At 67.0% G+C, this 25,158-nt stretch carries 24 protein-coding genes; 11 read left to right on the forward strand and 13 right to left on the reverse strand.

The window, feature by feature from the left end:
* Positions 1–2: 2 nt before the first annotated feature.
* Complete coding sequence (locus ACAG24_RS26900) at positions 3–821, reverse strand: adenylate/guanylate cyclase domain-containing protein (RefSeq protein ID WP_370475683.1); 819 nt, start codon at positions 819–821, stop codon at positions 3–5.
* Between the two features lie 210 nt (positions 822–1,031).
* Here ACAG24_RS26900 and ACAG24_RS26905 point away from each other — a divergent pair, with 210 nt between their 5' ends.
* The 5 genes from ACAG24_RS26905 to ACAG24_RS26925 all read left to right on the forward strand — a co-directional run bounded on the left by ACAG24_RS26905 (position 1,032) and on the right by ACAG24_RS26925 (position 5,007).
* Positions 1,032–2,090, forward strand: a complete 1,059-nt coding sequence (locus tag ACAG24_RS26905; protein WP_370475682.1) for an oxygenase MpaB family protein — start codon at positions 1,032–1,034, stop codon at positions 2,088–2,090.
* 4 nt (positions 2,091–2,094) lie between these two features.
* Positions 2,095–3,327: an acyl-CoA dehydrogenase family protein gene (locus ACAG24_RS26910; protein WP_370475639.1), complete on the forward strand. Its 1,233-nt coding sequence runs from the start codon at positions 2,095–2,097 to the stop codon at positions 3,325–3,327.
* Between the two features lie 29 nt (positions 3,328–3,356).
* Positions 3,357–4,139, forward strand: coding sequence for an SDR family NAD(P)-dependent oxidoreductase (locus ACAG24_RS26915; protein ID WP_370475638.1), 783 nt, complete (start codon positions 3,357–3,359; stop codon positions 4,137–4,139).
* Positions 4,140–4,204: 65 nt separating this feature from the next.
* On the forward strand, positions 4,205–4,687 hold the full coding sequence (locus ACAG24_RS26920) for an SRPBCC family protein (protein WP_370475637.1): 483 nt from the start codon (positions 4,205–4,207) through the stop codon (positions 4,685–4,687).
* On the forward strand, positions 4,684–5,007 hold the full coding sequence (locus tag ACAG24_RS26925) for an ArsR/SmtB family transcription factor (RefSeq protein ID WP_370475636.1): 324 nt from the start codon (positions 4,684–4,686) through the stop codon (positions 5,005–5,007). Before ACAG24_RS26920 ends, ACAG24_RS26925 begins: the two co-directional genes overlap by 4 nt.
* On the opposite strand, the gene ACAG24_RS26930 is transcribed toward ACAG24_RS26925, so the two are convergent.
* The 6 genes from ACAG24_RS26930 to infC all read right to left on the reverse strand — a co-directional run bounded on the left by ACAG24_RS26930 (position 5,004) and on the right by infC (position 8,959).
* Entirely contained in the window at positions 5,004–5,372 is a 369-nt protein-coding gene (locus ACAG24_RS26930) for a GatB/YqeY domain-containing protein (RefSeq protein WP_370475635.1), read from the reverse strand. The two genes, ACAG24_RS26925 and ACAG24_RS26930, sit on opposite strands and share 4 nt — an antisense overlap.
* 13 nt (positions 5,373–5,385) lie before the next feature.
* Positions 5,386–6,585 (reverse strand): PE-PPE domain-containing protein, encoded by a 1,200-nt coding sequence (locus ACAG24_RS26935; RefSeq protein WP_370475634.1) that lies wholly within the window; start codon positions 6,583–6,585, stop codon positions 5,386–5,388.
* Between the two features lie 312 nt (positions 6,586–6,897).
* Complete coding sequence (locus ACAG24_RS26940) at positions 6,898–7,644, reverse strand: TrmH family RNA methyltransferase (RefSeq protein WP_370475633.1); 747 nt, start codon at positions 7,642–7,644, stop codon at positions 6,898–6,900.
* A gap of 23 nt (positions 7,645–7,667) precedes the next feature.
* Complete coding sequence (rplT, locus tag ACAG24_RS26945; protein ID WP_370475632.1) at positions 7,668–8,057, reverse strand: 50S ribosomal protein L20; 390 nt, start codon at positions 8,055–8,057, stop codon at positions 7,668–7,670.
* A 52-nt stretch (positions 8,058–8,109) separates the two neighbouring features.
* Positions 8,110–8,304, reverse strand: coding sequence for a 50S ribosomal protein L35 (gene rpmI, locus ACAG24_RS26950; protein ID WP_370475631.1), 195 nt, complete (start codon positions 8,302–8,304; stop codon positions 8,110–8,112).
* 7 nt (positions 8,305–8,311) lie between these two features.
* Positions 8,312–8,959 carry a translation initiation factor IF-3 gene (infC, locus tag ACAG24_RS26955; protein ID WP_445206232.1) on the reverse strand — a complete coding sequence of 216 codons (648 nt, stop codon included), beginning with the start codon at positions 8,957–8,959 and terminating at the stop codon, positions 8,312–8,314.
* 189 nt (positions 8,960–9,148) lie between these two features.
* On the opposite strand from infC, the gene ACAG24_RS26960 reads away from it, so the two are divergent.
* The 4 genes from ACAG24_RS26960 (at position 9,149) to ACAG24_RS26975 (ending at position 14,733) form a co-directional block, all read left to right on the forward strand.
* Positions 9,149–9,484 carry a DUF1844 domain-containing protein gene (locus ACAG24_RS26960; protein ID WP_370475630.1) on the forward strand — a complete coding sequence of 112 codons (336 nt, stop codon included), beginning with the start codon at positions 9,149–9,151 and terminating at the stop codon, positions 9,482–9,484.
* Between the two features lie 63 nt (positions 9,485–9,547).
* Positions 9,548–12,850 carry a bifunctional lysylphosphatidylglycerol synthetase/lysine--tRNA ligase LysX gene (gene lysX, locus ACAG24_RS26965; protein ID WP_370475629.1) on the forward strand — a complete coding sequence of 1,101 codons (3,303 nt, stop codon included), beginning with the start codon at positions 9,548–9,550 and terminating at the stop codon, positions 12,848–12,850.
* Positions 12,851–13,146: 296 nt separating this feature from the next.
* Positions 13,147–14,451: an alpha/beta hydrolase gene (locus tag ACAG24_RS26970; RefSeq protein ID WP_370475680.1), complete on the forward strand. Its 1,305-nt coding sequence runs from the start codon at positions 13,147–13,149 to the stop codon at positions 14,449–14,451.
* Positions 14,452–14,460: 9 nt separating this feature from the next.
* A complete protein-coding gene (locus ACAG24_RS26975; RefSeq protein WP_370475628.1) occupies positions 14,461–14,733 on the forward strand; it encodes a hypothetical protein in 273 nt (90 codons plus the stop codon).
* Here the strand turns inward: ACAG24_RS26975 and ACAG24_RS26980 are convergent.
* On the reverse strand, positions 14,727–15,815 hold the full coding sequence (locus ACAG24_RS26980) for a hypothetical protein (RefSeq protein WP_370475627.1): 1,089 nt from the start codon (positions 15,813–15,815) through the stop codon (positions 14,727–14,729). The two genes, ACAG24_RS26975 and ACAG24_RS26980, sit on opposite strands and share 7 nt — an antisense overlap.
* Positions 15,812–17,122: a hypothetical protein gene (locus ACAG24_RS26985; RefSeq protein ID WP_370475626.1), complete on the reverse strand. Its 1,311-nt coding sequence runs from the start codon at positions 17,120–17,122 to the stop codon at positions 15,812–15,814. The genes ACAG24_RS26980 and ACAG24_RS26985 overlap by 4 nt, the downstream gene beginning before the upstream one ends.
* 55 nt (positions 17,123–17,177) lie before the next feature.
* Between ACAG24_RS26985 and ACAG24_RS26990 the strand changes: the two genes are divergently transcribed.
* Positions 17,178–17,498, forward strand: a complete 321-nt coding sequence (locus tag ACAG24_RS26990; RefSeq protein ID WP_370475625.1) for a hypothetical protein — start codon at positions 17,178–17,180, stop codon at positions 17,496–17,498.
* 3 nt (positions 17,499–17,501) lie between these two features.
* Here the strand turns inward: ACAG24_RS26990 and ACAG24_RS26995 are convergent, their stop codons facing one another.
* The 3 genes from ACAG24_RS26995 to ACAG24_RS27005 all read right to left on the reverse strand — a co-directional run bounded on the left by ACAG24_RS26995 (position 17,502) and on the right by ACAG24_RS27005 (position 20,882).
* On the reverse strand, positions 17,502–18,698 hold the full coding sequence (locus ACAG24_RS26995; RefSeq protein WP_370475624.1) for a CHAT domain-containing protein: 1,197 nt from the start codon (positions 18,696–18,698) through the stop codon (positions 17,502–17,504).
* On the reverse strand, positions 18,695–20,335 hold the full coding sequence (locus ACAG24_RS27000) for a hypothetical protein (RefSeq protein ID WP_370475623.1): 1,641 nt from the start codon (positions 20,333–20,335) through the stop codon (positions 18,695–18,697). Before ACAG24_RS27000 ends, ACAG24_RS26995 begins: the two co-directional genes overlap by 4 nt.
* 64 nt (positions 20,336–20,399) lie before the next feature.
* Positions 20,400–20,882: a lipoprotein LpqH gene (locus ACAG24_RS27005; RefSeq protein WP_370475622.1), complete on the reverse strand. Its 483-nt coding sequence runs from the start codon at positions 20,880–20,882 to the stop codon at positions 20,400–20,402.
* Between the two features lie 114 nt (positions 20,883–20,996).
* Between ACAG24_RS27005 and ACAG24_RS27010 the strand changes: the two genes are divergently transcribed.
* Positions 20,997–22,172 (forward strand): winged helix DNA-binding domain-containing protein, encoded by a 1,176-nt coding sequence (locus ACAG24_RS27010; protein ID WP_370475621.1) that lies wholly within the window; start codon positions 20,997–20,999, stop codon positions 22,170–22,172.
* Here ACAG24_RS27010 and uvrA read toward each other — a convergent pair.
* Positions 22,169–25,075 (reverse strand): excinuclease ABC subunit UvrA, encoded by a 2,907-nt coding sequence (uvrA, locus tag ACAG24_RS27015; protein WP_370475620.1) that lies wholly within the window; start codon positions 25,073–25,075, stop codon positions 22,169–22,171. The two genes, ACAG24_RS27010 and uvrA, sit on opposite strands and share 4 nt — an antisense overlap.
* Positions 25,076–25,158: the final 83 nt, after the last annotated feature.

Genomic DNA, 25,158 nt, shown 5'->3' on the forward strand with positions numbered 1-25,158 from the left:
CACTATCCGCCGGCCAGTGCCTCCCCGTCGTCCTCGTCTGCTGGCAGTTGCCTGCGAGTTCGCAACCGGTACATGCCGAAATCGGCAGGCACACCGTCCTGTTTGGCCGCGAAGACCTGCCTGCGCAGTTTCTTCGCCGTCACGCCGAGCGTCTCGAAATCCTCGTCCGGGATCCGTTCGAGCGTCGCCTCCGAGACCACCAGTTCACCGCGGGTGGCACGCTCCATAACTCGTGCGGCCAGGTTGACGTCGATACCGAGCCAATCCGAGCCGATGCGCTGGGGACGGCCGGTGTGGATGCCGACGCGCATGCGCGGCGTATAGCCGTCCACATCGAACGCCTTGACCGCTTCGCGGGCGTCGATCGCCGACCGCACCGCGGTGGTGGGGTCGGCGAACACCGCCATGAGCCCGTCCCCCATGCGCTTGACGATGTGCCCGCCGGATTCGAGCAGCGGCGGCTCCACCACCTGGGCGACTCGGCGTAGCAAGCGCAAGGTGGCATCGTCGCCCGCGCGAAGGGACCACGCCGAGAACCCGACGAGGTCGGTGAAGACAAGGGTCACCTCGGCGTTGGCGGGCCGGCCGGAGACCCGCTCGGTGAGCGCCTGCCAGACCTGCAGTGCGCCGAGACTGACCTCCCGCGTCGCGGCTTCGCGCTCCAGCAACCGGTCGGCCGCGCGGGCAGCAGCACGAGGGCCACCGACGCCGCTGACCGACAGGGGGTCGCCGAATTCGGGGTCGCCGGGCAACGCGCGGCGGGCCCGACGGAGGAATGAGATGACGCCGTCGTTGTGGTTGACGTCCTTGAACCAGCCCATCGGGCCTGAAGAACGGCGGCTTCCCGGTTCACCTGGGGGGGCGTCGTCCACGCAGCCCAGCCTAATCGAGCGCCGTGGCGGCAATAAACCGGCAGGTCACAGCTGGATGGCTCCGCGGTGGAGTCTGCGTAACACCGGCCCGCCATGGCGCCAGAACCGTAGACAACAGGCGTTGTCACCGCATATCTTCGGAGAGTGCGATCAACGGCGATGGCAGGCCCCGCGTCCCCTTCCGACGCTGCGGAAACGGCGGTGGCTCCTCGAGCGGACAAGCCGTTTCCGCTCGGTCCGGATTCACTGACGTGGAAATACTTCGGCGACGTACGAACCGGCATGCTGGGTGTCTGGATCGGCGCGATCCAGAACATGTACCCCCCGCTGGGGGCCGGGGTCGAAGACCATTCGATTCTGCTCAGGGAGCCGCTTCAGCGCGTCGCGCGATCCGTGTACCCCATCATGGGCGTCGTCTACGACGGCGAGCGCGCGGCACAGACGGGCGCCCAGATCCGCGGCTACCACAAGACCATCAAAGGCGTCGATGCCGACGGCAGGCACTATCACGCGCTCAATCCCGAGACGTTCTACTGGGCGCACGCCACGTTCTTCATGCTGATCATCAAGACCGCCGAATACTTCTGCGGGGGCCTCACCGAAGCCGAGAAGGAACAGCTCTTCGACGAGCACGTGCAGTGGTACCGGATGTACGGCATGAGCATGAAGCCGGTGCCCGAGTCATGGCAGGACTTCCAGGAGTACTGGGATCGCACATGCCGCGACGAGCTGGAGATCAACCAGGCGACGACGGACATCTTCTCGATTCGGATCCCGAAGCCGTGGTTCGTGCTGATGCCGACGCCACTGTGGGATCAGATCTTCAAACCCATGGTGGGGGCCCAACGCTGGATCGCCGCCGGGATTTTCGACCCCGTGGTGCGCGAACGAGCCGGTATGCGTTGGACACCCGGTGACGAGGTCGTCCTCCGACTGTTCGGCAAGCTGGTTGAGTTGGCCTTCGTGGCGGTGCCCGACGAGATTCGGCTGCATCCGCGGGCGGTGGCGGCCTACCGCCGCGCCGACGGTAAGCTCCCAGAGGACGCCCCGCTGGTCGAAGCACCGGCCTTCATGGCGCCGCCGCGGGATCGCCGCGACATGCCGATGCACTATCTCCCGCCGCACAAGTCGTTGCTCGACCGGGTGGGGTCCTTGGTGCACACGACGTTCTCCTTGGCGGGGGTGCGTCCCGCGCGCGGCCGCAATAAGGCAGCCTGAACGCATGCTTGATTGGTCAGACGTCGATATTGCCGTGCGCGACGCCGTTCGCGAGTTCGTCGACAAAGAGATCCGCCCGCACGTCGACGCGCTCGAGAGCGGCGAGATGGAGCCCTACCCCATCATCCGGAAGCTGTTCGCCACATTCGGCATCGCCGACATGGCGCGAGAATCGCTCGACAAGCGACTGACGAGGCTGCGGACCGGCGAGACCTCCAAGCCCTCCGGCGGCGGTGGGATGTTCGGCGGCTCGGGCGGCATGGGATTCGTCCTGATCAGCGAACTGTGCCGGGTGTCGATGGGTGTCGTCACCGGAATGGGTGTCAGCCTGGGATTGACCGTGCCGACGATCCAGGGGCGCGGCACCCTGGCCCAGCAGGAGCGTTGGCTACCCGACCTGGTCACCTACGACAAGATCGGGGCGTGGGCGATCACCGAGCCCGATTCCGGCTCGGATGCATTCGGCGGCATGAAGTCTTATGTGGTCCGCGACGGTGACGATTACATCCTCAACGGTCAGAAGACGTTCATCACCAATGGTCCCGACGCCGACGTCGTGGTCGTCTACGCGAAGCTGGACGAGGGTGACACGAGCATCAGCAAGCGCGATCGCAAGGTGCTGACGTTCGTGCTCGACCGGGGCATGGAGGGTTTCGTTCAATCGAAACCGTTCCGCAAGATGGGAATTCACTCCTCGCGCACCGGCGAATTGTTCTTTAACGATGTCCGGCTCGGCCGGGATCGCCTGCTGGGCGAGACCGAGGACAACGGTGCGGGCGACGGGCGTGACAGCGCGCGTTCCAATTTCTCGGCCGAACGTATCGGGGTTGCGGCGATGGCGCTCGGCGTGATCGAGGAATGTCTGCGGCTGTGTGTCGACTACGCGAAGTCGCGCACGCTCTGGGGCAAGGAGATCGGCCAGTTCCAGCTCATCCAGCTCAAACTCGCGTCGATGGAAGTCGCGCGAATGAATGTGCGCAACATACTCTTTCGTGTCATCGAAGCCGCCGAGACCGGTCATCCGATCTCGCTCGCGGAAGCATCGGCGATCAAGTGGTACTGCTCGCAGGCCGCGACCGACGTCGCCATGGACGCGGTGCAGGTGTTCGGCGGCAACGGCTACATGACCGAATACCGCGTGGAACAATTGGCGCGCGACGCCAAGTCGCTGATGATCTATGCGGGCAGCAACGAAGTGCAGATCACGCACGTGGCCAGAGGCCTGCTCAACGGCTAGCCTGGGTGGCGCCGATGAAGGAGCCTCGCGTGGAATTCAGCAACGTCACTGCACTGGTCACCGGGGCGAGCGGAGGGATCGGCGAGGAATTCGCCGTTCAGCTCGCCCGTCGCGGAGCCGATCTCATCCTCGTGGCGCGTCGCGCCGAGAAACTGGCGTCACTTCGGGAGACCCTGACCGCACGGCATCCGGGCATCGCGGTCGACGTGCTCACAGCCGATCTCGCCGTACCCGGTTCCGGCGCCGAGCTCGAATCGGGGGTGCGTGAACTGGGCCGCTCGGTCGACGTCCTCATCAACAACGCCGGCGTCGGTCTGCACGGGAAGTTCGTGCAGCAGCCGCCAGAGCCCAATGCCGCCCAGATCCAGTTGAATTGCGGCACATTGGTCGATCTGACCGCGCGGTTTCTGCCTGCCATGGTGGAACGCCGCCGCGGCGTCGTGCTCAACGTCGCCTCGACCGCGGCCTTCCAGCCCACGCCGGGGATGGCGGTGTACGGAGCCACCAAGGCGTTCGTGCTGTCCTACACCGAAGCGCTGTGGCAGGAGTGCCGCGGCACCGGCGTCAAGGTGCTCGCCCTGTGCCCCGGTGCGACGGAAACCGAGTTCTTCAACCGCACCGGCGAAGAGTTCCTCACCGACGGCAGACAGACGTCGAAGCAGGTCGTCGATACCGCGTTCGCCGCCCTCGACAAGTCGTCACCGACCGTTATCTCCGGCTTCCGCAACAGCATCCTGGCGTCCGGCTACCGCGTGGCGCCCCGCAGACTCCTGCTCGCGGTGTCGGAGCGCATGCTCAAAGCCAGCCGATAAAGGCAACCCGATAGTTGCTTTTGAGCCGTTTTCGTGGTGCAGTACAGGCAACAGAAGGGTTGCCTATGTCTTCCGGCCGCATCGAAAAGCACACTCTGCTCAATGCTCCCCTCGAACGCGTATGGGAGGCCCTCAGCAATTCCACGAAGTTCGGGACGTGGTTCGGCATGCGTGTCGACGGACCCTTCGTCGAAGGAGCAACGGTGACCGGCCAGATCGTCGAGACGCAGGTCGATGACGAGGTCGCCGCCATGCAGCGGCCCTACGTCGGCGCGCCTGTCACGCTGCGTGTCGTCGCCCTAGAGCCAATGCGCCGCCTCGCATTTCGTTGGAACCCGTTGCCCGGCACCGAGTTCGAAGACCTCACGACGCTGGTGGAGTTCACGCTGACTCCGCAGGGCGACGGCACGTCGCTGGTCATCGTCGAGTCCGGCTTCGACGCCCTGCCCGACGAGCATCGCGACGCCACGTTCGACGGCAACAGCCAGGGATGGTCTCTGCAGGCGCGACTGATCGGCAAGTACGTCTCCGTCCAGGCCGCACGGTGACCGCCGTCGCGGCGACCGCGTCGGTGTTCGATGCCCTCGGCGATCCACACCGTCTGCGGATGGTCGTGCAGCTGTGCGATTCCGGACCGAGATCGACTCTCCAGATGGCGCAGTCGATCTCGTTGACACGCCAGGCCGCCACCAAACACCTCGAGGTTCTCCAGGCGGTGGGTGTGGTCAGCAGCTCGAAGCGTGGACGCGAACGCATCTGGACGGTGCAGCCGCAGCCGCTCACGGATGCCGGCGACTATCTGAACGCCTTGTCGCGCCGCTGGGACACCGCTATCGACCGACTCAGGGCGTTCGTCGAGAACGACTAAACCTCGGCAAGGATCGCCGTGAGCGCGTCCGCTTCTTCGCGCAACATGACGGTGCGTTCAGGCTGCGTCGAACCGATCTGCTCGGCGGCTTCGAGTCGATCGCGGATCTCGCGCTGGACGAGGCGACGAATCTCGTCGTCGGTCAGGACGCGACGGGTGACCTCGGCGACGCCGAGACCTGCCGCGCTGTCGGCGATGGCACCGGCCGACGGGACCGGCCCGAAGGGTGTCTCGGCGTTGTCGATCGCGCTCAGCACCGACCGCAGCACAGAGGTGCGGAGTGCATCGCGGTCTCTACGCGCCGCCAGGAGACGCCCGCGCAGTTCGGTACGCCAGCGGTCGGCGGGGACACCATGCTCGGTCACCGCGCCACGGTACTCAGGCCGCGGCGTCTGATGCACCTGCTTTTCCGGTGCGGGACCCATCCTTGTCGTCGCTGCCGTCCTCGGCTCCGTCTGTCTTGTCGTTCGCAATGTCCCTGTCGTTCGCGATGTCCCTGTCGTTCGCGATGTCCCTGTCGTTCGCGATGTCCTTGGCGCCTTCGTCGGCGCTGTCGTCCTGGTCGTCCCTGTCGGCCTTGGCATGCTTTCCGCGCGCGACGTCCTGGCCGCCCGATTTCTTCGTGGACTGCCGGATGGCCTGTGCGTCGTCGGACGTCTCGTCGTCGGGCTTGGCATGCTTACCGGTACGCGGTGTCGTTTCGCCGGCATCGGCGGTGTCTTCGTCGTCGACGTCGTCGGGATCAGCCTCGGCGACAACCGTCACATTGCGCAGATTCGATTCCGGCACAGCGGTGTCCGTTGCCTCGGCGTGCGAACGCTTGTAAGCGGAGTCGATGAGCGGGCGCAGGATCCTGTCCAGGTAGGCAACGGTCTCGTCGGACATTCCGTTGTCCGCGAACGGTTTCAGCAGCGGCAGGACCTCGGTGGGGATCAGAACGGTCGTCGTCGTTCCGCCCTTTGAATTGGTGGTCGTGGAGATGTATTCCTTGGGCACCTGCGAGATGTCGGTGAACGCTGCCGGATAGTGCAGTTGGTTGTAGCCCATGAAGGCGTTCACCACGGCGAGCAGGTTGAACGGATTGTCGGGAAAATCGGCGACACCGTCGTATTCCGCCGTGACCACCAGCAGGTTGTAGGCAGTCTCGGGCAGGGGCTGATACTCGACGCCGCTGAGCCGGTAGAAGAAAGGGCTCGGTGCTCCATACATCGCGGCGTCGAGCTCGCTCGGGGGCGGCGCCTCCGCATCGTTCTCGAGCCGGCGCAACACTTCGGCGATCGCGGGCGCGGTCTGCGACACACCGCCGATGGTCTTCTTGCCCGGCGTGCTGTACACGGCGTCGTACATGCTGTCGGCCGCGGCGTCGATGGATTCGCCGAAGTCATCGGTGCCCGCGAACGGCACATTGACCCGGTCGTCGTAGTTCGCGAAGTACCCGCCCAGGGCATTCGCCAGCTCCTCGTCCGTGAGGTCGGCATATCGCCCCGCGCCGCCGAGGATCAACGCGGTCGAGGCGCTCGCAATCCCCGGCGCGCACCCGACGGCAAGGACACCCACTGCTGCACACAACCGCTTCATGCCCGTCCATCCACATCGATTCAATGGCTAACTACTTTGCTACCTTCGCACAGGCTATTACTTAACACACCGTGACGCAACCAGTACCGAAGCGTCGGAGAAGCTCGCCCTGCACCGTCTTGGCCTGTGCCGATCGCCGCCGTTCGACCCGTGAAAAGAGTAAATGCCCACGATGTGCAGCAATACCGCCCCGCCAGGCCGGCACACCTCGCCAGCGGGCCGTGCACCGGGTGTGCAGCAAGTTACAAAACTAGCAAATTTGCCTTGATTTCCGCACCCATGTCGCATCCACCCCGATCCAGTGTCGGGGTTTCAGCGAAGCCGGTGCGCGGTGGCGCTCTGATACAGGCAGATTGCGGCGGCGGACGCGATGTTCAGGCTCTCCGCGTCGCCGGGCATCGGGATCCGAACCCGGGAGGTCGCGAGATCGACGAGCGCGGAGGAAAGTCCGTGCGCCTCCGGTCCGAACAACCAGGCCGTAGGGCCGGAAAGATCGACGTCGTCGAGACTGACGGTGCCATCGAGCACGGTCGCGAGCACCTGGAGGCCCGCGTCGCCGATCTGCCCGACGGCCCCGACGGCGTCGGGATGGCTGACGACGGGTATCGAGAAGATGCTGCCGGCCGAGGCCCTGAGGCATTTGCCGTTGTACGGATCGACGCTGTCGCCAGCGAGCACGACCGCGTCGGCGCCCATTGCGTGGGCCACGCGGATCACTGTGCCCGCATTACCGGGCTCGGAGATGCCGACCGGCACCGCCAGAAGGGACGGCGCCTTGGCGAGCACGTCCGAAAGGTGGGCCACCGGGAGCGAGCAGACAGCGACCAGTCCGACCGGAGTTACGGTGTCCGACAAAGCTTTTGCAGCCTTGTCGGTGACCAGTTGCACCGGCGACTCACCGAGGAGAGTGGCAAACCTCTCCGCGGCGGTTTCGGTGGCGAAGATCTCGGAGACAAGTCCGCGCCGCAACGCTGCCTCGACGAGGTTGGGACCTTCGGCGAGAAAGCGTGCGGCGCGGCGGCGCCCGGTGTGGCGGTGCAGTTTGACTGCGGCCGCCACCCGGGCAGATCGCTCGGTGAGGGTCAGGCAGCCTCGCCCGACGGAGCGTTCACATCGGCGGGCAGCGCAGCCTTGGCGGCTTCCACCAACGCGGCGAAGGCGGCCGGATCGCTCACGGCGATTTCGGCGAGGTTCTTGCGATCGACCTCGATGCCCGCGGCCTTCAGGCCCTGGATCAGCCGGTTGTAGGTGATGTCGTTGGCGCGGGCGGCGGCGTTGATCCGCGAGATCCACAGCTTGCGGAACTCACCCTTGCGGGCACGACGGTCGCGGTAGGCGTAGGTCAACGAGTGGAGCTGCTGCTCCTTGGCCTTGCGGTACAGGCGTGACCGCTGTCCGCGGTAGCCCTTCGAGGCCTTCAGTACTGTGCGCCGCTTCTTCTGCGCGTTGAGTGCGCGCTTCACGCGTGCCATGGGGTAGTCCTATCTCGGTGTGGTCAGGTCAGGGGCTTCAGGTGAAGCGGGTCTAGCCGTTCAGCAGCTTCTTGACGCGCTTGTTGTCGGCAGGGGCCAGCACGGTGCGGCCTTCGAGCCGGCGGGTGCGCTTGGAGGCCTTGTGCTCAAGCAAGTGCCTGCGATTGGCCTTCTGGCGCACGATCTTTCCGGTTCCCGTGGTACGGAACCGCTTCGAAGCGCCGCTGTGGGTCTTCGCCTTGGGCATGGTGTCCTCAGTTCTGTGGTGTATCGGTGGGGGGCTCGGCGGGCTGCGCGGTGGCGCGCTGTGCCGCCGGTGCGTCTGCATCGTGCGCCGCCTTGGCGCGAGTCTTCGCGCCGCGGTGCGGCGCCAGCACCATCGTCATGTTGCGGCCGTCCTGCTTGGCGGACGTCTCCACGAAGCCGTAATCGGCGACGTCGGCGCCCAGCCGCTGCAGGAGGCGGAAGCCCAGTTCGGGACGTGACTGTTCGCGTCCGCGGAACATGATCGTCACCTTGACCTTGGACCCTGCTTCGAGGAAGCGGATGACGTGACCCTTCTTGGTCTCGTAATCGTGCGGGTCGATCTTGGGACGCAGCTTCTGTTCCTTGACGACGGTCTGCTGCTGGTTCTTGCGAGACTCGCGCGCCTTTTGTGCCGTCTCGTACTTGAACTTGCCGTAGTCCATGATCTTGCACACCGGCGGCTTGGCGTCGGGGGCAACTTCGACAAGGTCGAGATCGGCATCCGCGGCGACGCGGAGTGCATCTTCGATGCGCACGATGCCTACCTGTTCACCGCCCGGTCCGATAAGGCGGACTTCAGGTACGCGGATGCGCTCGTTGACGCGGGTCTCAGTGCTGATGGGGCCTCCTATGTTGTCTTCAGGAGTCCACACCATCGGCAACTGTCCACAAAGAACAGATAAGCCCTGCTCACAGCAGGGCCCAAAGCCGACCAGGACAGACATCGTCGATGTCTGTGACCGGACCGCGGTACCTTCGAACGAATCGTGGCCGCGGTGGGAGTGGGACTCCACTTGCTGTCCCTGGCCGAAGCCGGGACGGTCGCGCGTGAAAGTCTAGCACCCGTGACGGATGATCCGAACATTCGCGAACTGGCCGACATTCCCGCCGTCGAGGTCATCACCAGGTGCGCTGTGATGCTGATGAGCGCCACCGCGGAGAAGCTGGGCCTCTCGGACGACGATCCCGACGACAGCCCGAACCGGGATCTCGACGAAGCGCGGCGCCTCATCACCGCCCTGGCCGGGCTCGTCACGGCGTCTGCCGAATACCTCGGTCCGCACGCTGGCCCGGTGCGCGACGGGCTCAAGACGCTACAGCTGGCGTTCCGCGAGGCCAGTGCGGCTCCCGACGAGCCTGGTCACGGTCCGGGAGAGAAATACACCGGACCCGTCTGGTAGCGCCACCTCGGCGGAGCCGAACCTCCAACGCTCGAGCGCTGCGAGCGAATATCCTCGCGGCCTATGACCCCCACCAGTCTCGTCAGGGCACATCCGAAGTCCGGTTACCGGTGGGTGCCCGCGGCCGCGGGCTGGATCGTGGGTGTCATCGCGACACTGTCGCTGGTCGCAAGCATCTCGCCGCTGGTGCGCGAGGTCATCAGGGTCCCCCGCGAGTTCGTCGACGACTACATCTTCAACTTCCCCGACACCAGCTTCGCCTGGGCGTTCGTGCTCGCGCTGCTGGCCGCTGCCCTCGCCGCGCGCAAACGCATCGCCTGGTGGATCCTGATCGGCTACATGACCGCCGCGGTCTTCGTGAACATCGCCGACTTGGTGGACGGCGAAGAGCGGTGGTTCGAAGAGATCGGCGAGGTCATCGGCCTGGTCTTCCACCTCGCCGCGATCGCCTTCCTGCTTCTGGCCCGCAAGGAGTTCTGGGCCCGGGTCCGCCGTGCCGCGCTCCTCAAGGCCGCCGCGACGCTGGTCGCAGGCATGGCCGTCGGCACCCTTGTCGGTTGGGCGCTGCTGGAGCTCTTTCCCGGGTCGCTGGCCCGGCCGGACCGCTTCTGGTACGCGCTGAACCGGGTGGGTGCCTTCGCCGGGGCGGATGCCAGTGCGTTCTCCGGTCATCCACACGTGTTCGTCAATGCGCTGCTCGGCCTGTTCGGTGCGATGGCGTTGATGGTCACGGCTGTGGTGCTCTTCCAGTCGCAACGCGCCGACAACGCGTTGACCGGCGAAGACGAGTCGGCGATCCGCGGTCTGCTCGAGATCTACGGGAAGAACGACTCACTCGGATATTTCGCCACCCGTCGCGACAAGGCCGTGGTGTTCGCGCCCAACGGCCGCGCCGCGATCACCTACCGGGTCGAGGTGGGTGTCTGCCTGGCCAGCGGCGACCCGGTCGGCGATCCGAAGGCGTGGCAGCAAGCCATCGAGGCGTGGCTCAAACTGTGCGAGACCTACGGCTGGGCGCCGGGCGTGATGGGCGCCAGCGCCACAGGGGCGCAGGCGTTCCGCGAGGCGGGGCTGAACGCGCTGCAGCTCGGCGACGAGGCGATCCTGCATCCGGACGATTTCCGGCTGTCCGGTCCCGACATGCGCGCCGTGCGGCAGGCGGTCACCCGCGCCCGTCGATCCGGGGTCAGCGTGCGGTTCCGCAGGCATCGCGAACTGTCCACCGAGGAGATGGCGGAGGTGATCGCGCACGCCGACGCGTGGCGGGACACCGAGGACGAACGCGGCTTCTCGATGGCCCTGGGCCGGTTGGGTGATCCTGCCGACGCCGACTGCCTGTTGGTAGAAGCGGTCCAGAACGGCACCGTGGTCGCGATGCTGTCGCTGGTGCCGTGGGGCAGCAACGGGGTGTCGCTCGACCTGATGCGCCGAGCACCCGAATCCCCCAACGGAACCATCGAGCTGATGGTCAGCGAGCTGTGCCTGCAGGCCGAGGACATCGGCATCACGCGGATTTCGCTGAACTTCGCGATGTTCCGCTCCGCGTTCGAGCAGGGCGCCCAACTGGGCGCGGGGCCGGTCGCGCGGTTGTGGCGCTGGTTGCTGGTCTTCTTCTCCCGGTGGTGGCAGCTGGAGACGCTCTACCGATCGAACATGAAGTACCAGCCGGAATGGGTTCCCCGCTTCGCGTGCTACGAGGACGCCAGGTTGATCCCCCGGGTCGGTGTTGCCTCCGTGATCGCGGAAGGCTTTCTCGTGCTTCCGTTCTCACGCCGCCACGACCAGCCGCACACCGGTCACCACATCGCCGCGCCCGGATCCCTCGTTGCGACGGGGCTGCTGCACAGCGACGGCACGGCGCCCGATGTCATTAACCGCGGCGGCGACGAACCCGACGACGCGGGCCCGCGACTTCCCGAGCAGGTTCGCGTCCGCATGGCGAAACTGAAAGCACTGCAGGACCGCGGCATCGACGCCTATCCGGTGGGCAGCCCGCCCAGCCACACCGTCGCGCAGGCGCTGGCGACACCCGAGGGGACCGAGGTCACTGTCTCCGGCCGGGTGTTGCGGGTGCGCGATTACGGCGGAGTGCTGTTCGCGCAATTGCGCGACTGGTCCGGGGAAACCCAGCTGTCGCTGGATAATTCGCGACTGAGGGACGGCTCCACCGCCGACTTCACCCGCACCATCGATCTGGGCGACCTCATCGAGGTGACCGGAACGATGGGCCGGACCCGCTCGGGCACCTGGTCGGTATTGGTCACCGAATGGCGACTGATCGGCAAGTGCCTGCGCCCTTTGCCCGACAAGTGGAAAGGCCTGACCGACCAGGAAGCCCGGGTCCGCGCGCGATACGTGGACCTCGCGGTCAACACCGACGCCCGCGACCTGATCCGGGCGCGCAGCGGTGTGTTGCATGCCATCCGCGAAACCCTTGTCGGGAAAGGCTTTCTGGAAGTCGAGACGCCGATACTGCAGCAGATTCACGGCGGCGCCAACGCGCGTCCGTTCTTGACGCACATCAACGCCTACGACCTCGACCTGTATCTACGGATCGCGCCGGAGCTCTACTTGAAGCGCTTGTGCGTCGGCGGTGTGGAACGAGTCTTCGAGCTGGGCCGCGCTTTCCGCAACGAGGGCGTCGACTTCAGCCACAACCCGGAGTTCACGCTGCTGGAGGCCTATCAGGCGCACGCCGACTACAACGTGTGGATCGACGGCTGCCGCGAGCTGATCCAGAACGCCGCCCAGGCCGCCAACGGCTCCCACGTGTTCATGCGTCCGCGTGAGGACGGCGCGCTGGAACCGGTCGACATCTCCGGCCAGTGGGCGGTCAAGACGGTGCACGAGGCGGTGTCCGAGGCACTCGGCGAACATATCGACGTCGAAACCGAACTGCCGGCGTTGCGTCGGCTGTGCGACAAGGCGGGCATCCCATACCTGACGCACTGGGACGCCGGCGCAGTGGTTCTGGAGATGTACGAGCACCTCGTCGAGGACCAGACCACCGAACCGACGTTCTACAAGGACTTTCCGACGTCGGTGTCGCCGCTGACCCGGCCGCACCGCAGCATCCCCGGTGTCGCGGAGCGCTGGGACCTCGTCGCGTGGGGTGTCGAGCTCGGAACCGCATACAGCGAGCTCACCGACCCGGTCGAGCAACGGCGCAGGCTTGCGGACCAGTCACTGCTGGCCGCAGGCGGCGACCCGGAGGCCATGGAACTCGACGAGGACTTCCTGCAGGCCATGGAATACGCGATGCCCCCGACCGGTGGGCTCGGCATGGGTGTCGATCGCGTGGTCATGCTGATCACGGGGCGCAGCATCCGCGAGACGCTGCCGTTCCCGCTGGCCAAACCTCGCTAGGTCTGCGCGCCCAGTGCGCGAGTCCATCCTCAGCCGGCCGGCAGGCACGCGGGATCGCCGGGCGTTCCACGACTACCGAAGGTCCTCGATCAGCGCCGGATATCCGAGGCCGCGCACACAGACCCCTCGAGTACGACGGTGACCACCACCGCGAACGAGCGGTCTTCGGCAACGAGGCCAAACCTCGGCAGGAGTTGCCAGCGGGGTCACAGCCAGCGCCAAGGATCGGCGGCCACAGTGGGGGCGTGACGCTGCATGGGACTTTTCCGGAGGCCCTGCGCCACCCCCTTTCGTTGATGCACGGGTGGCTACCCCTGACCGTGCAGATCCTCGCGGCCGTCGCCGTCGTTCTCGCCCTCGGGTGGCGCACGAGGCGTTGGCGGCTGATCTGGCTGCCGTGGTCGGTATTCATCGGGGCAATCCTCGCACTGGGCACCTATCTCTATATCGACTCGGCGGGGGTGGCCGACGACTCCAATCCCGCCCCCACCACGCTGTGGCTGTGGATTGCGTTGTCGGGGATGGCTTTCGGCGTGCTCATGTCAGGATGGCGCGGAAGCCGGTGGTGGCCGCGCATCGCCGCGCTGATCGCGGTCCCGCTGTGCGCGCTGTCGGCGGCCCTGGCGCTCAACCTGTGGGTCGGCTACTTCCCCACCGTGCAGACGGCGTGGAATCAGCTCACCGCAGGACCGCTGCCGGACCAGACCGACCCGGTCACCGTCGCAGCGATGCAGAAGCAGCATGCGATCCCGATCAAGGGCAGCGTCGTCCCTGTCGACATCCCCAGCACGGCATCAGGTTTCAAGCACCGTCAGGAATTCGTCTACCTGCCCCCGGCCTGGTACGCGAGCGACCCGCCGCCGGCCCTGCCGACCGTGATGATGATCGGCGGAGAGTTCAACACTCCGGCGGACTGGTTGCGTGCCGGCGGCGCGATCCAGGTCCTCGACGACTTCGCGGCCGCCCACGGCGGCTATGCCCCCGTGTTCGTATTCGTCGACCCTGGCGGCACGTTCAACAACGACACCGAGTGTGTCAACGGTGTGCGCGGCAACTCTGCCGACCACCTCGTCAAAGATGTTGTGCCCTGGATGAAATCGGCCTACGGCGTGAGTGCGAGCCCGGCGAACTGGGGTGTCGTCGGCTGGTCGATGGGCGGCACCTGCGCCGTCGATCTGACCGTGATGCATCCGGACACGTTCAGTTCGTTCGTCGACATCGCCGGCGACGCTGCGCCGAATTCCGGCTCGCAGGCTGAGACTGTCGATCGCCTCTTCGGAGGCAACACCGCGGCCTACGCGTCGTTCGACCCCACCGCGGTGATTGCCAGGCACGGGCCCTATCGCGGGATCGCCGGATGGTTCGACGTCAACACCGCAACCGCCCCCGGCGCCAAGCCCAACGACCAGGCGGTCGCCGCCGGATCGCTGTGCGGGCTCGGGAGTCAGTCGGGTATCGAGTGCGCGGTGGTGAGCCAGCCCGGCAACCACGACTGGCCGTTCGCGTCGAATGCGTTTGCCGCCGCGCTGCCCTGGCTGGCAGGCAAGATCGGAACCCCCGGTGTCGCGCAGGTCGGCTTCCCCGAAGCCATCCGCGGGTAGCGTGGTGGCATGCCGGACGAGCCCATCATCGACGCCGAAGTCGTGCCCGCCGACCCGATCACGCCGGTCGACACCGGCTACACCCCCGATGGCGTCCCGACGTTCGACTCCGTCAGGGAGAAGATCGAGAACCGGTACACGACGTCTATCGGTTCCGCCGAACTGGACGCCGAGACGCCCGAAGGACGCACCATCGCCGAGCAGTACGACGCCCGGCAGCGCGCGGCGGCCGAACGGCTGGCACAGATCCGCGAATCGATGGGCACGAAGCCCGATCAGTAGTCCGACTCGGCCGCGAGCACCTCGGCAAGGAAGGTGTCGGCGCCGAACCGCTGTAGTCGCGTGCGCGCAAATGCCCGCACCCGGTCGCGCATATCCGGCGATTCGCCGACATCGACGCCGATCCGCACGGCCGTCTCCCGCCAATCACGGCTCCAGGCAGTCATTTCCGTCACCGGGGAATGGTCTTCGTCGAGCAGCGCGACAGTCGCGGTACCCGCGCTGTCGAGGTGGCCGACACCGGTGATCGCGCCCGAGCGGACGTGCACCGCGATGCCCGCGGGCGAAGCAGGACCGCTCAACTGCGTCCGCACCACCGCGGTGGCCACCGCACCGTCGGTCTCGACCTGCCAGTCGATGGTTCCCTCGGCGGCGTCGAACACCCGCGGCGGCACCGCCGCCCAGTTCACCGACGCCACACCTCGTGCCACGGCCTCGGCCGCGCCGCCGGCCGCGCCGGCTCCCGCGACCAGCGCATAGTCGTCACGGGTACCCGCTTGAGCCGCAACGACCGGAGTCTCGAACGAGACCCCCGTGTCCTCGGCGAGCTCGGCGCAGGCCGCCACCAGTTCGCCGACGCGCGGATCGCCCAGCCGCGCCAGCGCGGTGAGATTCTCGGCATGGGGTGCCAACAGCTCCGCCACGTCCGAGTCGAACGTGTCGTCGGCGAAGTAGCCCTCCGCCGAAGCCGTGAGTAGTGCGAGTTCTCCGGCGAGCAGCGCATCGTCGAGCTCGGCGATGCCGTCTCGGTAACTCGCCGGCCACCAGCGTCGCAGCCAGTGGCCCAGTGCAAGACGCCGCAGTTGAGCCAGCGCATGTGCGTCAAAGGTGACGCCTTCGACCTCGAGCCGGCCTTCTGGCGCGGCGTCCAGCGCGGTCACGATCGCGCTGTGACCCTCGTCGCCGGCGATCCGCCAAAGCCATTCCGCGCGGACGGGATCGGTGAATGCGATGTGCACCGCCGCATCCGGTCCGTCCACCGTCCACGACAGAACGGCGCCCGACACCTCGAGGACGGCTGTCAGCGGGACGGCGTCACGCGGCGCCTCCGTGGTCCACAGTCCCGACTCTGCGACGAACCTCATCGGACGTCCTGGGCTTCGAGCATCGCCTTGATGCGCTGGCGGTGGTCCAGGCTGACCGAACGGGACACACCCTCGAGAAGCTCGCGGACATCATCGACGTCCGTGCACGGCTCCTGCCACACGTCACGGCCGTGCAGGCGCGCCCACAACCGGCTCAGGTAGGGACGGCAGAACGCAGCGAGGTCGTCGACGATCGCCTGCTGGCGCGGGTGGACCGGGCCCCCGTCGGCCAGATAGCGGCGGGCGTGCAGGACGTAGGCTTCCTTGCGCAACCGCGCCTGGATCTGACGCGCGAGATCTGTGCGGCATTGCGCCGCCTCGTCGAGCGGAGCGAGGTCGACGGCGACCTCGATGCCCGCGATCAAGGTTGCCTGCTTGTCTTCGCCCATCAATCCCCACGGCGCACACGACCTGTCCACCTCTTCGGCGCACAGCAGCGGGACGTCGGGCAGCTCGTCCCGCGCGAGCGCACGGCGCAGCGTGGCACGCACCCGCTCGACGACACTGCGGTCAAGGGGACGAGCCCCCTCACCGCCCGTGATCACCGGAGGTTCCTGCGGCTCAGCCGAACTCAGCCCGAGCGCCACGATCGACCACGGCAGGCTCGAGTCGTTGTCTCGCGCAGATGCACCCAGGTTGTACGGCGTCGCGTCCGCCACCAACGCCGACCACACACGCTGGCGGGCGACCGAGGCGTTGTGCCCGTCGGCGCGGCCGAGCACGGTGCTGAGCCCGGCCAGAAACGGGCCGGTGATCTCGGAGCCCGGCCGAACATCGCGCCAGCTGTCCGCCACCTGTGCCGACAGCACCGCGATGACGTCCTCGTCGTCGACGTGGCGGTTGAGCACCTCGATCGCGGTGCGGTCGCGGTCGGAATGGATGTCCCGCAGGATCGCGTCGGCAGCGTCGGTGTTCTGCTCTCCCGGCGCCCCGCGCGTCACGGCCAGTTCGAAGCACAGCGGGAAGTACAGCTCCTGCGCATTACCGGTGGTGATGCGCAGCCTGCGTCGGCCCCGCTTGAGCAGCTCGAACCACAGTGCGGTCGCCCGCAGCACGTCCGCCCGCCCCAGGATCGCGTCATGCATCTCAGCGGCGACATCGGCGGTCACGAATGGCGCCGAGAACTTGGTGTTGGAGCGTAACCGCAGCACCAGCGGGTCGATGATCCGTTTGACGGTGCGGCTCAACGGTCCGCCGTCGTCGGCGCTGAGCACCTCGACCCCGGGACCGATCGCCCGCCAGGCCCGTTCGATGACCGCGCGGCGAGGCTGCCGCACCGCCACCGAGGTGTCCGTTCCCGTGCTCACCGGATCAGGATAGAAGTTGGGTTCGGTAGCTGTGGGCCTCGTTGACGCTGATGGCATGCCCAGCTTGTTGACCCTGATGTTCTTCAGCTTCCTGTTCGCCGGCACGCTGGCGGTGCTGTGCGTGCCTACGAGCACGGTGATCAGGTCCCGCGGCGTGGTCGTGGGGTTGCGTCTGACAGGAGGTTTCAGCGCTGACTGCCATGAGGTCGAACTCGACGTCATGGTCAGCCGACCCGAGGGCGGGCAGTTCCCCGCTCGCGAGACCACGCTGATCCCCGAGACCTCTCTCGCCGACTTCACGCCTGGCAGCATCATCGACATGTATTACCGCCCGGGGGACGAGTCCTCGGTCGCGGTGCGCGTACCGCGACGGTGATGCTCACCGCGCACCGTCCACCGCGAAACTGACCAGGGCGGCCCAGTACAGCGGGCTGGCTCCGAGATCTCCGTCACGCCAATGGTTGAGCTGGCTCCGCTGCCAGGCGTTGACGGCGCGACCGGCGTCCGGAGCCTCGTGTGCGATGTCGACCGCGATGACGGCTTCGGCCATGGGGTCGGAGGAATCGGTTGCGGCACTGCAGAAGTGGCGATATCCCGCTGCGGTGGGAAGAGACCACAGGGTGGCGGTGACGAGTTGGGCGCCACCGAGGATGAGCGCGGCCACGAGTCCCGTCGCCTCGTCGAACCGGTAGTCGCCGCCCGAGGAGCACGCCAGAAGCGCCGCGCGCGGCGGGATGGGCAGTTGGGCCGCCATCAGATCGCCTGCCGCCAGCGGACATTCGTCGGCCAGGTGCACCGCGGCACGGTCGGCGTGCCCCCCATCGCCGTCGGCCGCGGTGGCATGGCCCACGAACAGCAGCCGGCTCGGCGATCGGGTCAGCTGCGCCGCCAGCCACCCGCGATCGGCCTGGGTGGACCGGAACAGTTCGACGGTGGCAGCGACCTCGGGCAGGACATCGCGCTGGGCTCTGACCTCGGCGAAATGACGGGTCAGACGCCCGTCGGGGTCGGGCCGGCCCAGTACCGAGCCCAGCGCCGAGTCGGGTCGCTGACCCGGGACCCGGGGGTCCAGGATCAGCAGAGCGGCGCTGTTGCGGCGCTCGTCCCAGTTCTCGGATTTGCGTGGCGCGTTGGCGATGTTGGGCGGCGCGGCGAGAAGGATGTCGGCGAGTTCGATGAGCCGCTGCCCCGGTGCGCCCGGGCGTGCCAGCAGCGCCCACGGCACCTGCGCGAGCCGGCCGGTGGGGGCGACAAACAGCGCAGCGCCGGTCTGCTGGCCGATCAACTGCCACGCCTCGGGGGGAATCAGCCGATCGCCGAGGACATCGGCGAGGTGCTGTTCGGCCGCGGGCGCTGCGAAAGAGCCGGCAGTGAAGGCACGTTCGAGGGCCTGCCGCACATCCTCGGACGGGCGCGGGTCGGGCAGCGCGTCGGCGAGCAGGTTGCGCACGGTGGCGAGCGCGGATTCCTCGACCACCCACGTCACGGTGGTCTCCGGATGTCCGACGACGCGCAGGCTGGCATAGGTCGCGACGCCGACGTCGGCGTAGCGCAGCACCAGGGTCGGCGAGGTCATGGCCAGGTGCTCCACTCGGGCTCCGCGGACGTCACGGTCCGGCCGTAGCGCAGCTGCGCCAGATCGCGGTAATACTTCAGCACCGGTTCGGCGTTCGGGTGCATCCGAAGTGGTGGCAGGGCACCGAGTTTGGTCAGCATGGCACCGTCCACTGTCCCCGGTCCGGAGGCGACGAGGGCGTACTCGTCGGCATCGTCGACGGGGACCGCGGCCGTTGCCGCGTCGGCCCAGTCCGCAGTCTGCGGTGACGCAGGAACGCTGAATGTTCCTCGGGCGCTGTGATATTCGATCAGTTCGCTGACCAATGCGGTATTACCCCACTCCCAGGCCACCGCGAAGGCGCCGGCGAGCACCCGCGACGACACATGGGTGGCCCACCGCATCCGCGCGTCGGCGTCGCCGATGGCGTAGCGAACCGAATCGACAGCCAGGGCGGCAGGCAGTTTCAGATCGGCCGCCTGCTCGAACTTCGCGTGTGCCGTGGCTGGGTCGGCCAGCGCTTCCGCCCGGAGAATCGACCCGAGGTGGTCGTCGAGTCTGGCGTACTGCAGCCAGCTGTGCCGGGGCCAACTGTCCAGGAGCTCGCGCGCTTGCGTCGCGCGGTCGGTGGCGGCGGCGAAGTCGCCCCGCAGGATGTCGACCCAGCTGCGCTGCAACAAGATCCGGTGGATGTGCAAGGGTTTGTTGATCTCACGCCAGTGCCGCTCGGCGTGGCCGAGTCGTTCATCGGCGTCGTCGAGCTCCCCGACCGAGATTGCGATCAGGCCGAAGTAGAGCCAACTGCGCGACACGTCGTGGGCTCGATTGCCCTCGGCGATCGCCGGGTAGGCCTCGTGGACCAAGTCCTGCGCACGAGCCCGGTCACCGGCTGACCACGCCGCGGTGGCGCGCTCAAGTTGCGTGCGGGCGGTGGCCAGACGCCAATCGCGCGCCTGCGCCCGGGCGCCGGCGCGCTTGAGCCACGGCTCGGCCTCGGTGAGCCGGCCTGTCTCCACACAGAATCGGCCGTAACCCGTGCCGGCGAGGACTCGGAGGTTGTCGTCGGATTCGCTGCCGTCCCCGGGGCCCTCGATGGCGTCGAACACGCTCTCCCACAGAGGAAGTGACTGGACATGCAGATCGTCGTCACACAGCCCCACCGCGCACAGGATCCGCGCGTGGGTGATCAGGTAGGCATGTTCGCCGTGAAGGTCATCGACCATGCCCGGCTCCTCGATCAGAGTCTGTAGGAGCAACGCAGCAGATTCGTGTTCGCCGTGCGCTGCTGCCATGCCCGTGCGCAGGAACAGCGCCCTTCTGCTGTAGCGGCAGATCATGCGGTCGACCTCGACCGGCGACAGAACGACCTTCGCGGCGTCGTCCGGTCGTTGACCGGTTCGGATCTCGCGATAGATCTGCAGACAGTCCTCGATACGTTTCACGCATTCGGTCACCCCGTCATAGGCCGTGCGGACCAGGTAGAGCTCGCCGAGCTGGGCGTAGACCTCGAGGATGAGGTCGTCGCGGTCCACGTCCTCGATGCGGGGCATCAGCGACAGCAGCAGGTCCTTCGCTGCGAGCTCGTCCGCCGCGAAAGCCAGGCGGCGCGCCCGTTCGAGGTCGTCCTCGATTCCGTGATGACCGGCAGGAGGGGTCACCGCGCAATCATAGGAAGCGGCGGGCGTGTCGGGTACGCCCGCCGCTTCAGGACATTTCACGCGATCAGCTGCAGGTCACCGTGACGGTGAACGGCTTGGTGATCATTCCTGCCATCGGATTGCTCATATCAGCCCCGACGGCCTCGCCGGTGATCGTGTAGCTGTCGCCGTCAACCTTCACCTCGGCGCTGCCGGACTTGGCTCCCATCGCGTTGGCGACGGCCAGTGCGTTTCCGTCGACCACCATGCCGAGCGATTCGACCACCGGGGTTGCCTCGTCGGTCATCACGATGCCGAGGCCCTGCTGGCCACCGATCGCGCCGCTGGCGACGTTGATCTTTCCGGCCTGCTTGACGCAGGTCACCGAGTTCAGGTCCAGTCCGGCCAGATCAGCGCCGTCGACCTTGACCTCGGTCTTTCCGCCGTCGGCGACCGCGGAGGTCTGCGAGGCCGGGCTCTCGGCGCTCGTGCCCGTGTCGTCCGAGCAGCCGACCAGCATCGCGGCGCCCGCGGCCAACCCGATCACGCCTGCGACAACTCGCTTCATGATGTTTCCCTTCGTCGTGCTTCGCCCCTGTGGCGTCGTCGGGATGAAGTGAATCGAGCGGCATCCGCTACCGATCCCAATTTCTTCGGTTGGCGCAGGTACCGTTCGGTCTCGATGAGGTCCTTCACCGTCGACGAGCGGCGCGCACGACTGGCCCGGCGCCACCGGCTGCTCAGCAGCCCCGACGATGCCGATTCGGTCAGCGCGTTGACCGCCCGGCTGGTGGGGCTCCACGCCACCGATCCGAGTACGCCCCATCTATCGCTGTGGGCGCGGGTGCCCGATTTCACGACCGCGGATCTCAATACCGCGCTTTACGAAGAGCATTCGGTCGTCAAGCATCTGGCGATGCGGCGCACGCTGTGGGTGGTGCGTGCCGAGGATCTGCCGTCGATCCAGGCGGCGGCCAGCGACCGGGTGGCCGCCAACGAGGCGCGCAGGCTGGCGGCCGACGCCCAGAAGGCCGGCGTGGCCCCCGACGGCGCCGCCTGGCTGGAGATCGCGTGCGCTGCGGTGCTGAACCATCTGGGCGGGGAAGGCCCCTGCACGGCGCGGCAATTGCGTGAAGCGTTGCCGGAATTGACGGGCACCTACGACCCGGCGCCCGGCAAGGCGTACGGCGGTGACGGGCACCTCGCGCCGCGCGTCCTGACGGTGTTGTCGGCGCGTGGCCACATCGTGCGTGGCCCCAACGACGGCGGATGGACCACATCCCGGCCCCGCTGGGTCGCGACTTCGCACTGGCTGGCTCCCGCCGGCCCGATCACGCCGGAGCAGGCGCGCGCCGACATGGTCCGACGGTGGCTGTCTGCGTTCGGCCCGGCCACGGTCACCGACATCAAGTGGTGGTTCGGCAACACCCTCGGGTGGGCACGCCAGGCTCTTGCGGATCTCGACGCGATTGCGGTCGACGTGCACGGCACGCCCGGCTTCGTGCTTCCAGGCGACGAGGAACCGGAGCAGGCAGTCGAGCCGTGGTGCGCTCTGCTTCCGGGGCTGGATGTGACGACGATGGGGTGGGTCGACCGCGACTGGTACGTCGGCGAGCACCGCAGCCAGGTGTTCGACCGCAACGGCAATGCCGGACCGACGGTCTGGGTGGACGGCAGAGTGGTCGGGGCGTGGCGTCAGAACAGCGACGCCCGCGTCGAACTGCTGCTGCTCGAAGACGTGGGCCGCCAGGCGTCGAAAGCCCTGCAGGCGAAGGCCGATGAGCTGACGTCGTGGCTCGACGGCGTGCGGATCAACCCCAGGTTTCCCTCGCCGCTCAGCAAGGGCTCTGCCGGCTAGGCGCTGACTTTCGCGCGCCTGCTGCGCGGCTTCGGTTTGGGCCGCGACACACCGAGGGTCTCGGCGAGGAAGTGCCCCGTGTAGCTGTCCGGGTTGGCTGCGACATCCTCGGGCGAACCGGTCGCCACCACGGTGCCGCCACCGGAACCTCCCTCGGGCCCCATGTCGACGATCCAGTCCGATGTCTTGATGACGTCGAGGTTGTGCTCGATGACGATGACCGTATTGCCTTTGTCCACAAGGCCGTTGATGACAGCGAGCAGCTTGCGGATGTCCTCGAAATGCAGACCGGTGGTCGGCTCGTCGAGGATGTAGATCGTCCGGCCGGTCGAGCGCTTCTGCAGTTCCGATGCCAGCTTCACGCGCTGCGCTTCACCACCGGACAACGTCGGCGCCGGCTGACCCAACCGGACGTAGCCCAAGCCGACGTCGACAAGGGTCTTCAGGTAGCGGTGGATCGAGGTGATCGGGGCGAAGAATTCGGCCGCCTCCTCGATCGACATGTCCAGCACCTCGGCGATGGTCTTGCCCTTGTAGTGCACTTCCAGCGTTTCGCGGTTGTAGCGCGCACCCTGGCACACTTCGCACGGCACGTACACGTCCGGCAGGAAGTTCATCTCGATCTTGATGGTGCCGTCGCCGGAGCAGGCCTCACAGCGTCCGCCCTTGACGTTGAACGAGAATCGGCCGGGCTGATAGCCGCGGACCTTGGCCTCCGTGGTCGCCGCGAACAACGTCCGGATCTTGTCGAAGACACCGGTGTAGGTGGCCGGGTTGGACCGCGGGGTGCGCCCGATCGGTGACTGGTCGACGCGCACGAGCTTGTCGAGATGGTCGAGACCGTTGATGCGAGTGTGCCGGCCGGGCACCAGGCGCGCGCCGTTGAGTTTGTTCGCAAGCACCGACGCCAGGATGTCGTTGACCAGCGTGGACTTGCCCGAACCGGACACACCCGTCACCGACGTCAGCACCCCCAGCGGGAAGGCGACGTCGATCTCCCGGAGATTGTGTTCCCGGGCGCCCACGACGGTGAGCTGGCGCTTCTTGTCGACGACGCGCCGCATCGTCGGTACTTCGATCTCCTCCTTGCCGGACAGATAGGCGCCGGTGATCGATTCGGGATTCTTCAGCAGATCCTGGTAGGTGCCGCTGTGGACGATCTGGCCGCCGTGCTCGCCGGCGGCGGGGCCGATGTCGACCACCCAGTCGGCATGAGCGATCGTGTCGAGGTCGTGTTCGACAACGATCAGCGTGTTGCCCAGGTCGCGCAGCCGGACCAGGGTGTCGATCAGGCGGCGGTTGTCACGCTGGTGCAGCCCGATCGACGGCTCGTCGAGCACGTAGAGCACACCGACGAGACCTGAGCCGATCTGCGTGGCCAACCGAATACGTTGTGCCTCACCGCCGGACAGCGTGCCGGCCGCGCGGGACAGCGAAAGGTAGTCGAGGCCGACGTCGAGCAGGAAGCCCAGGCGCGACTGGATCTCCTTGAGCACCTGGCCGGCGATCGCCGCCTCCCTGGTGCCCAATGTCAGCGCGTTGAGGAACGCCGCGCAGTCGGCGATCGAGAGCTCCGACACCTGCGCGATGGACTTCGCGCCGAAGTCCCCGGCGGTCATCGTCACGGCGAGGATCTCGGGTTTGAGGCGCGTCCCCTGGCATTCAGGACATGGCACGTCCCGCATGAAGCCCTCGAGCCGCTCCTTCATCTGCTCGGAATCCGTCTGCTCCATGCGGCGCTGGAGGAACGCCATCACGCCTTCGAAGTCGGCGTAATAGGACCGGGTACGTCCGTAGCGGTTCTTGTACCGCACGTGCACCTGCTCGTCGCAGCCCTCCAGAATGGCCTTGCGCGCCTTGGCCGGGAGCTTCTTCCACGGGGTGTTGACGTCGAACCCGAGTTGATCGCCGAGTCCCGACAGCATCCGGGTGAAGTACTCGGCCGTGTGACCCATCGACCACGGGGCAACGGCTCCTTCCGCCAGCGTCAACTCGGGATCCGGAACCACGAGGTCGGGGTCGACCTCCTTCTTGATGCCGAGGCCGACACATTCCGGGCAGGCGCCATACGGAGAGTTGAACGAAAACGACCGGGGTTCGAGATCGTCGACAGCCAGAGGGTGCCCGTTCGGGCAGGCGAGCTTCTCGGAGAACCGCTGCTCGCGGTGCGGGTGATCGTCCTCCCGGTCCACGAACTCGAGGACGACGATGCCGTCGGCGAGATTCAGCGCCGTCTCCACCGAATCGGTCAGACGCTGCTTGGAGGACGCTTTGACCGTGAGGCGGTCGACGACGACCTCGATGTCGTGCTTCTCCTGCTTCTTCAGCTTCGGCGGGTCGGTCAGCGGATACACCACGCCGTCGACGCGCACCCTGCTGTAGCCCTGAGTGTTGAGCTTGTCGAACAGGTCCACGAACTCGCCTTTGCGAGTGCGCACCACCGGGGCAAGCACCTGGAAGCGCAGACCTTCGTCCATCGCGAGAACCTGGTCGACGATCTGCTGCGGCGTCTGCTTGGCGATCCGCTCACCGCAGACCGGGCAGTGCGGCGTTCCCGCCCGCGCATACAGCAGACGCAGGTAGTCGTAGACCTCGGTGATCGTGCCTACCGTCGACCGCGGGTTGCGGTTGGTCGACTTCTGGTCGATCGACACCGCCGGCGACAGTCCTTCGATGAAGTCGACGTCCGGCTTGTCCATCTGTCCGAGGAACTGCCGCGCGTACGCCGACAAGGACTCGACGTAGCGGCGCTGGCCCTCGGCGAAAATCGTGTCGAATGCCAGCGACGACTTGCCGGAGCCCGACAGCCCGGTGAACACGATCATCGCGTCGCGCGGCAGATCCAGGTCGACGCCACGAAGATTGTGCTCCCGGGCACCCTTGACAACTAGGCGGTCAGCCACCGATGCCCCTTCTGATTTCTCCAGTCACACACGCCCGCATTCCGTCCTCCGGGCGCAGTACAGACCCATGCTAGGTCCGCCCA

It is taken from the genome of Mycobacterium bulgaricum (assembly GCF_041287165.2).
Classification (GTDB): Bacteria; Actinomycetota; Actinomycetes; order Mycobacteriales; family Mycobacteriaceae; genus Mycobacterium; species Mycobacterium bulgaricum.

Excerpts from the sequence above, each read along its gene's own strand:
- ACAG24_RS26995 (WP_370475624.1), bottom strand. The coding sequence starts at position 18,698 with ATGACCTCGCCGACCCTGGTGCTGCGCTACGCCGACGTCGGCGTCGCG.
- ACAG24_RS26935 (WP_370475634.1), bottom strand. The coding sequence starts at position 6,585 with ATGAAGCGGTTGTGTGCAGCAGTGGGTGTCCTTGCCGTCGGGTGCGCG.
- rplT (WP_370475632.1), bottom strand. The coding sequence starts at position 8,057 with ATGGCACGCGTGAAGCGCGCACTCAACGCGCAGAAGAAGCGGCGCACA.
- ACAG24_RS26920 (WP_370475637.1), top strand. The coding sequence starts at position 4,205 with ATGTCTTCCGGCCGCATCGAAAAGCACACTCTGCTCAATGCTCCCCTC.
- ACAG24_RS26905 (WP_370475682.1), top strand. The coding sequence starts at position 1,032 with ATGGCAGGCCCCGCGTCCCCTTCCGACGCTGCGGAAACGGCGGTGGCT.
- rpmI (WP_370475631.1), bottom strand. The coding sequence starts at position 8,304 with ATGCCCAAGGCGAAGACCCACAGCGGCGCTTCGAAGCGGTTCCGTACC.
- infC (WP_445206232.1), bottom strand. The coding sequence starts at position 8,959 with ATGGTGTGGACTCCTGAAGACAACATAGGAGGCCCCATCAGCACTGAG.
- ACAG24_RS26910 (WP_370475639.1), top strand. The coding sequence starts at position 2,095 with ATGCTTGATTGGTCAGACGTCGATATTGCCGTGCGCGACGCCGTTCGC.
- ACAG24_RS26990 (WP_370475625.1), top strand. The coding sequence starts at position 17,178 with ATGCCCAGCTTGTTGACCCTGATGTTCTTCAGCTTCCTGTTCGCCGGC.
- ACAG24_RS26975 (WP_370475628.1), top strand. The coding sequence starts at position 14,461 with ATGCCGGACGAGCCCATCATCGACGCCGAAGTCGTGCCCGCCGACCCG.
- lysX (WP_370475629.1), top strand. The coding sequence starts at position 9,548 with ATGACCCCCACCAGTCTCGTCAGGGCACATCCGAAGTCCGGTTACCGG.
- ACAG24_RS26900 (WP_370475683.1), bottom strand. The coding sequence starts at position 821 with ATGGGCTGGTTCAAGGACGTCAACCACAACGACGGCGTCATCTCATTC.
- ACAG24_RS27010 (WP_370475621.1), top strand. The coding sequence starts at position 20,997 with ATGAGGTCCTTCACCGTCGACGAGCGGCGCGCACGACTGGCCCGGCGC.
- ACAG24_RS26970 (WP_370475680.1), top strand. The coding sequence starts at position 13,147 with ATGCACGGGTGGCTACCCCTGACCGTGCAGATCCTCGCGGCCGTCGCC.
- ACAG24_RS27005 (WP_370475622.1), bottom strand. The coding sequence starts at position 20,882 with ATGAAGCGAGTTGTCGCAGGCGTGATCGGGTTGGCCGCGGGCGCCGCG.
- ACAG24_RS26980 (WP_370475627.1), bottom strand. The coding sequence starts at position 15,815 with ATGAGGTTCGTCGCAGAGTCGGGACTGTGGACCACGGAGGCGCCGCGT.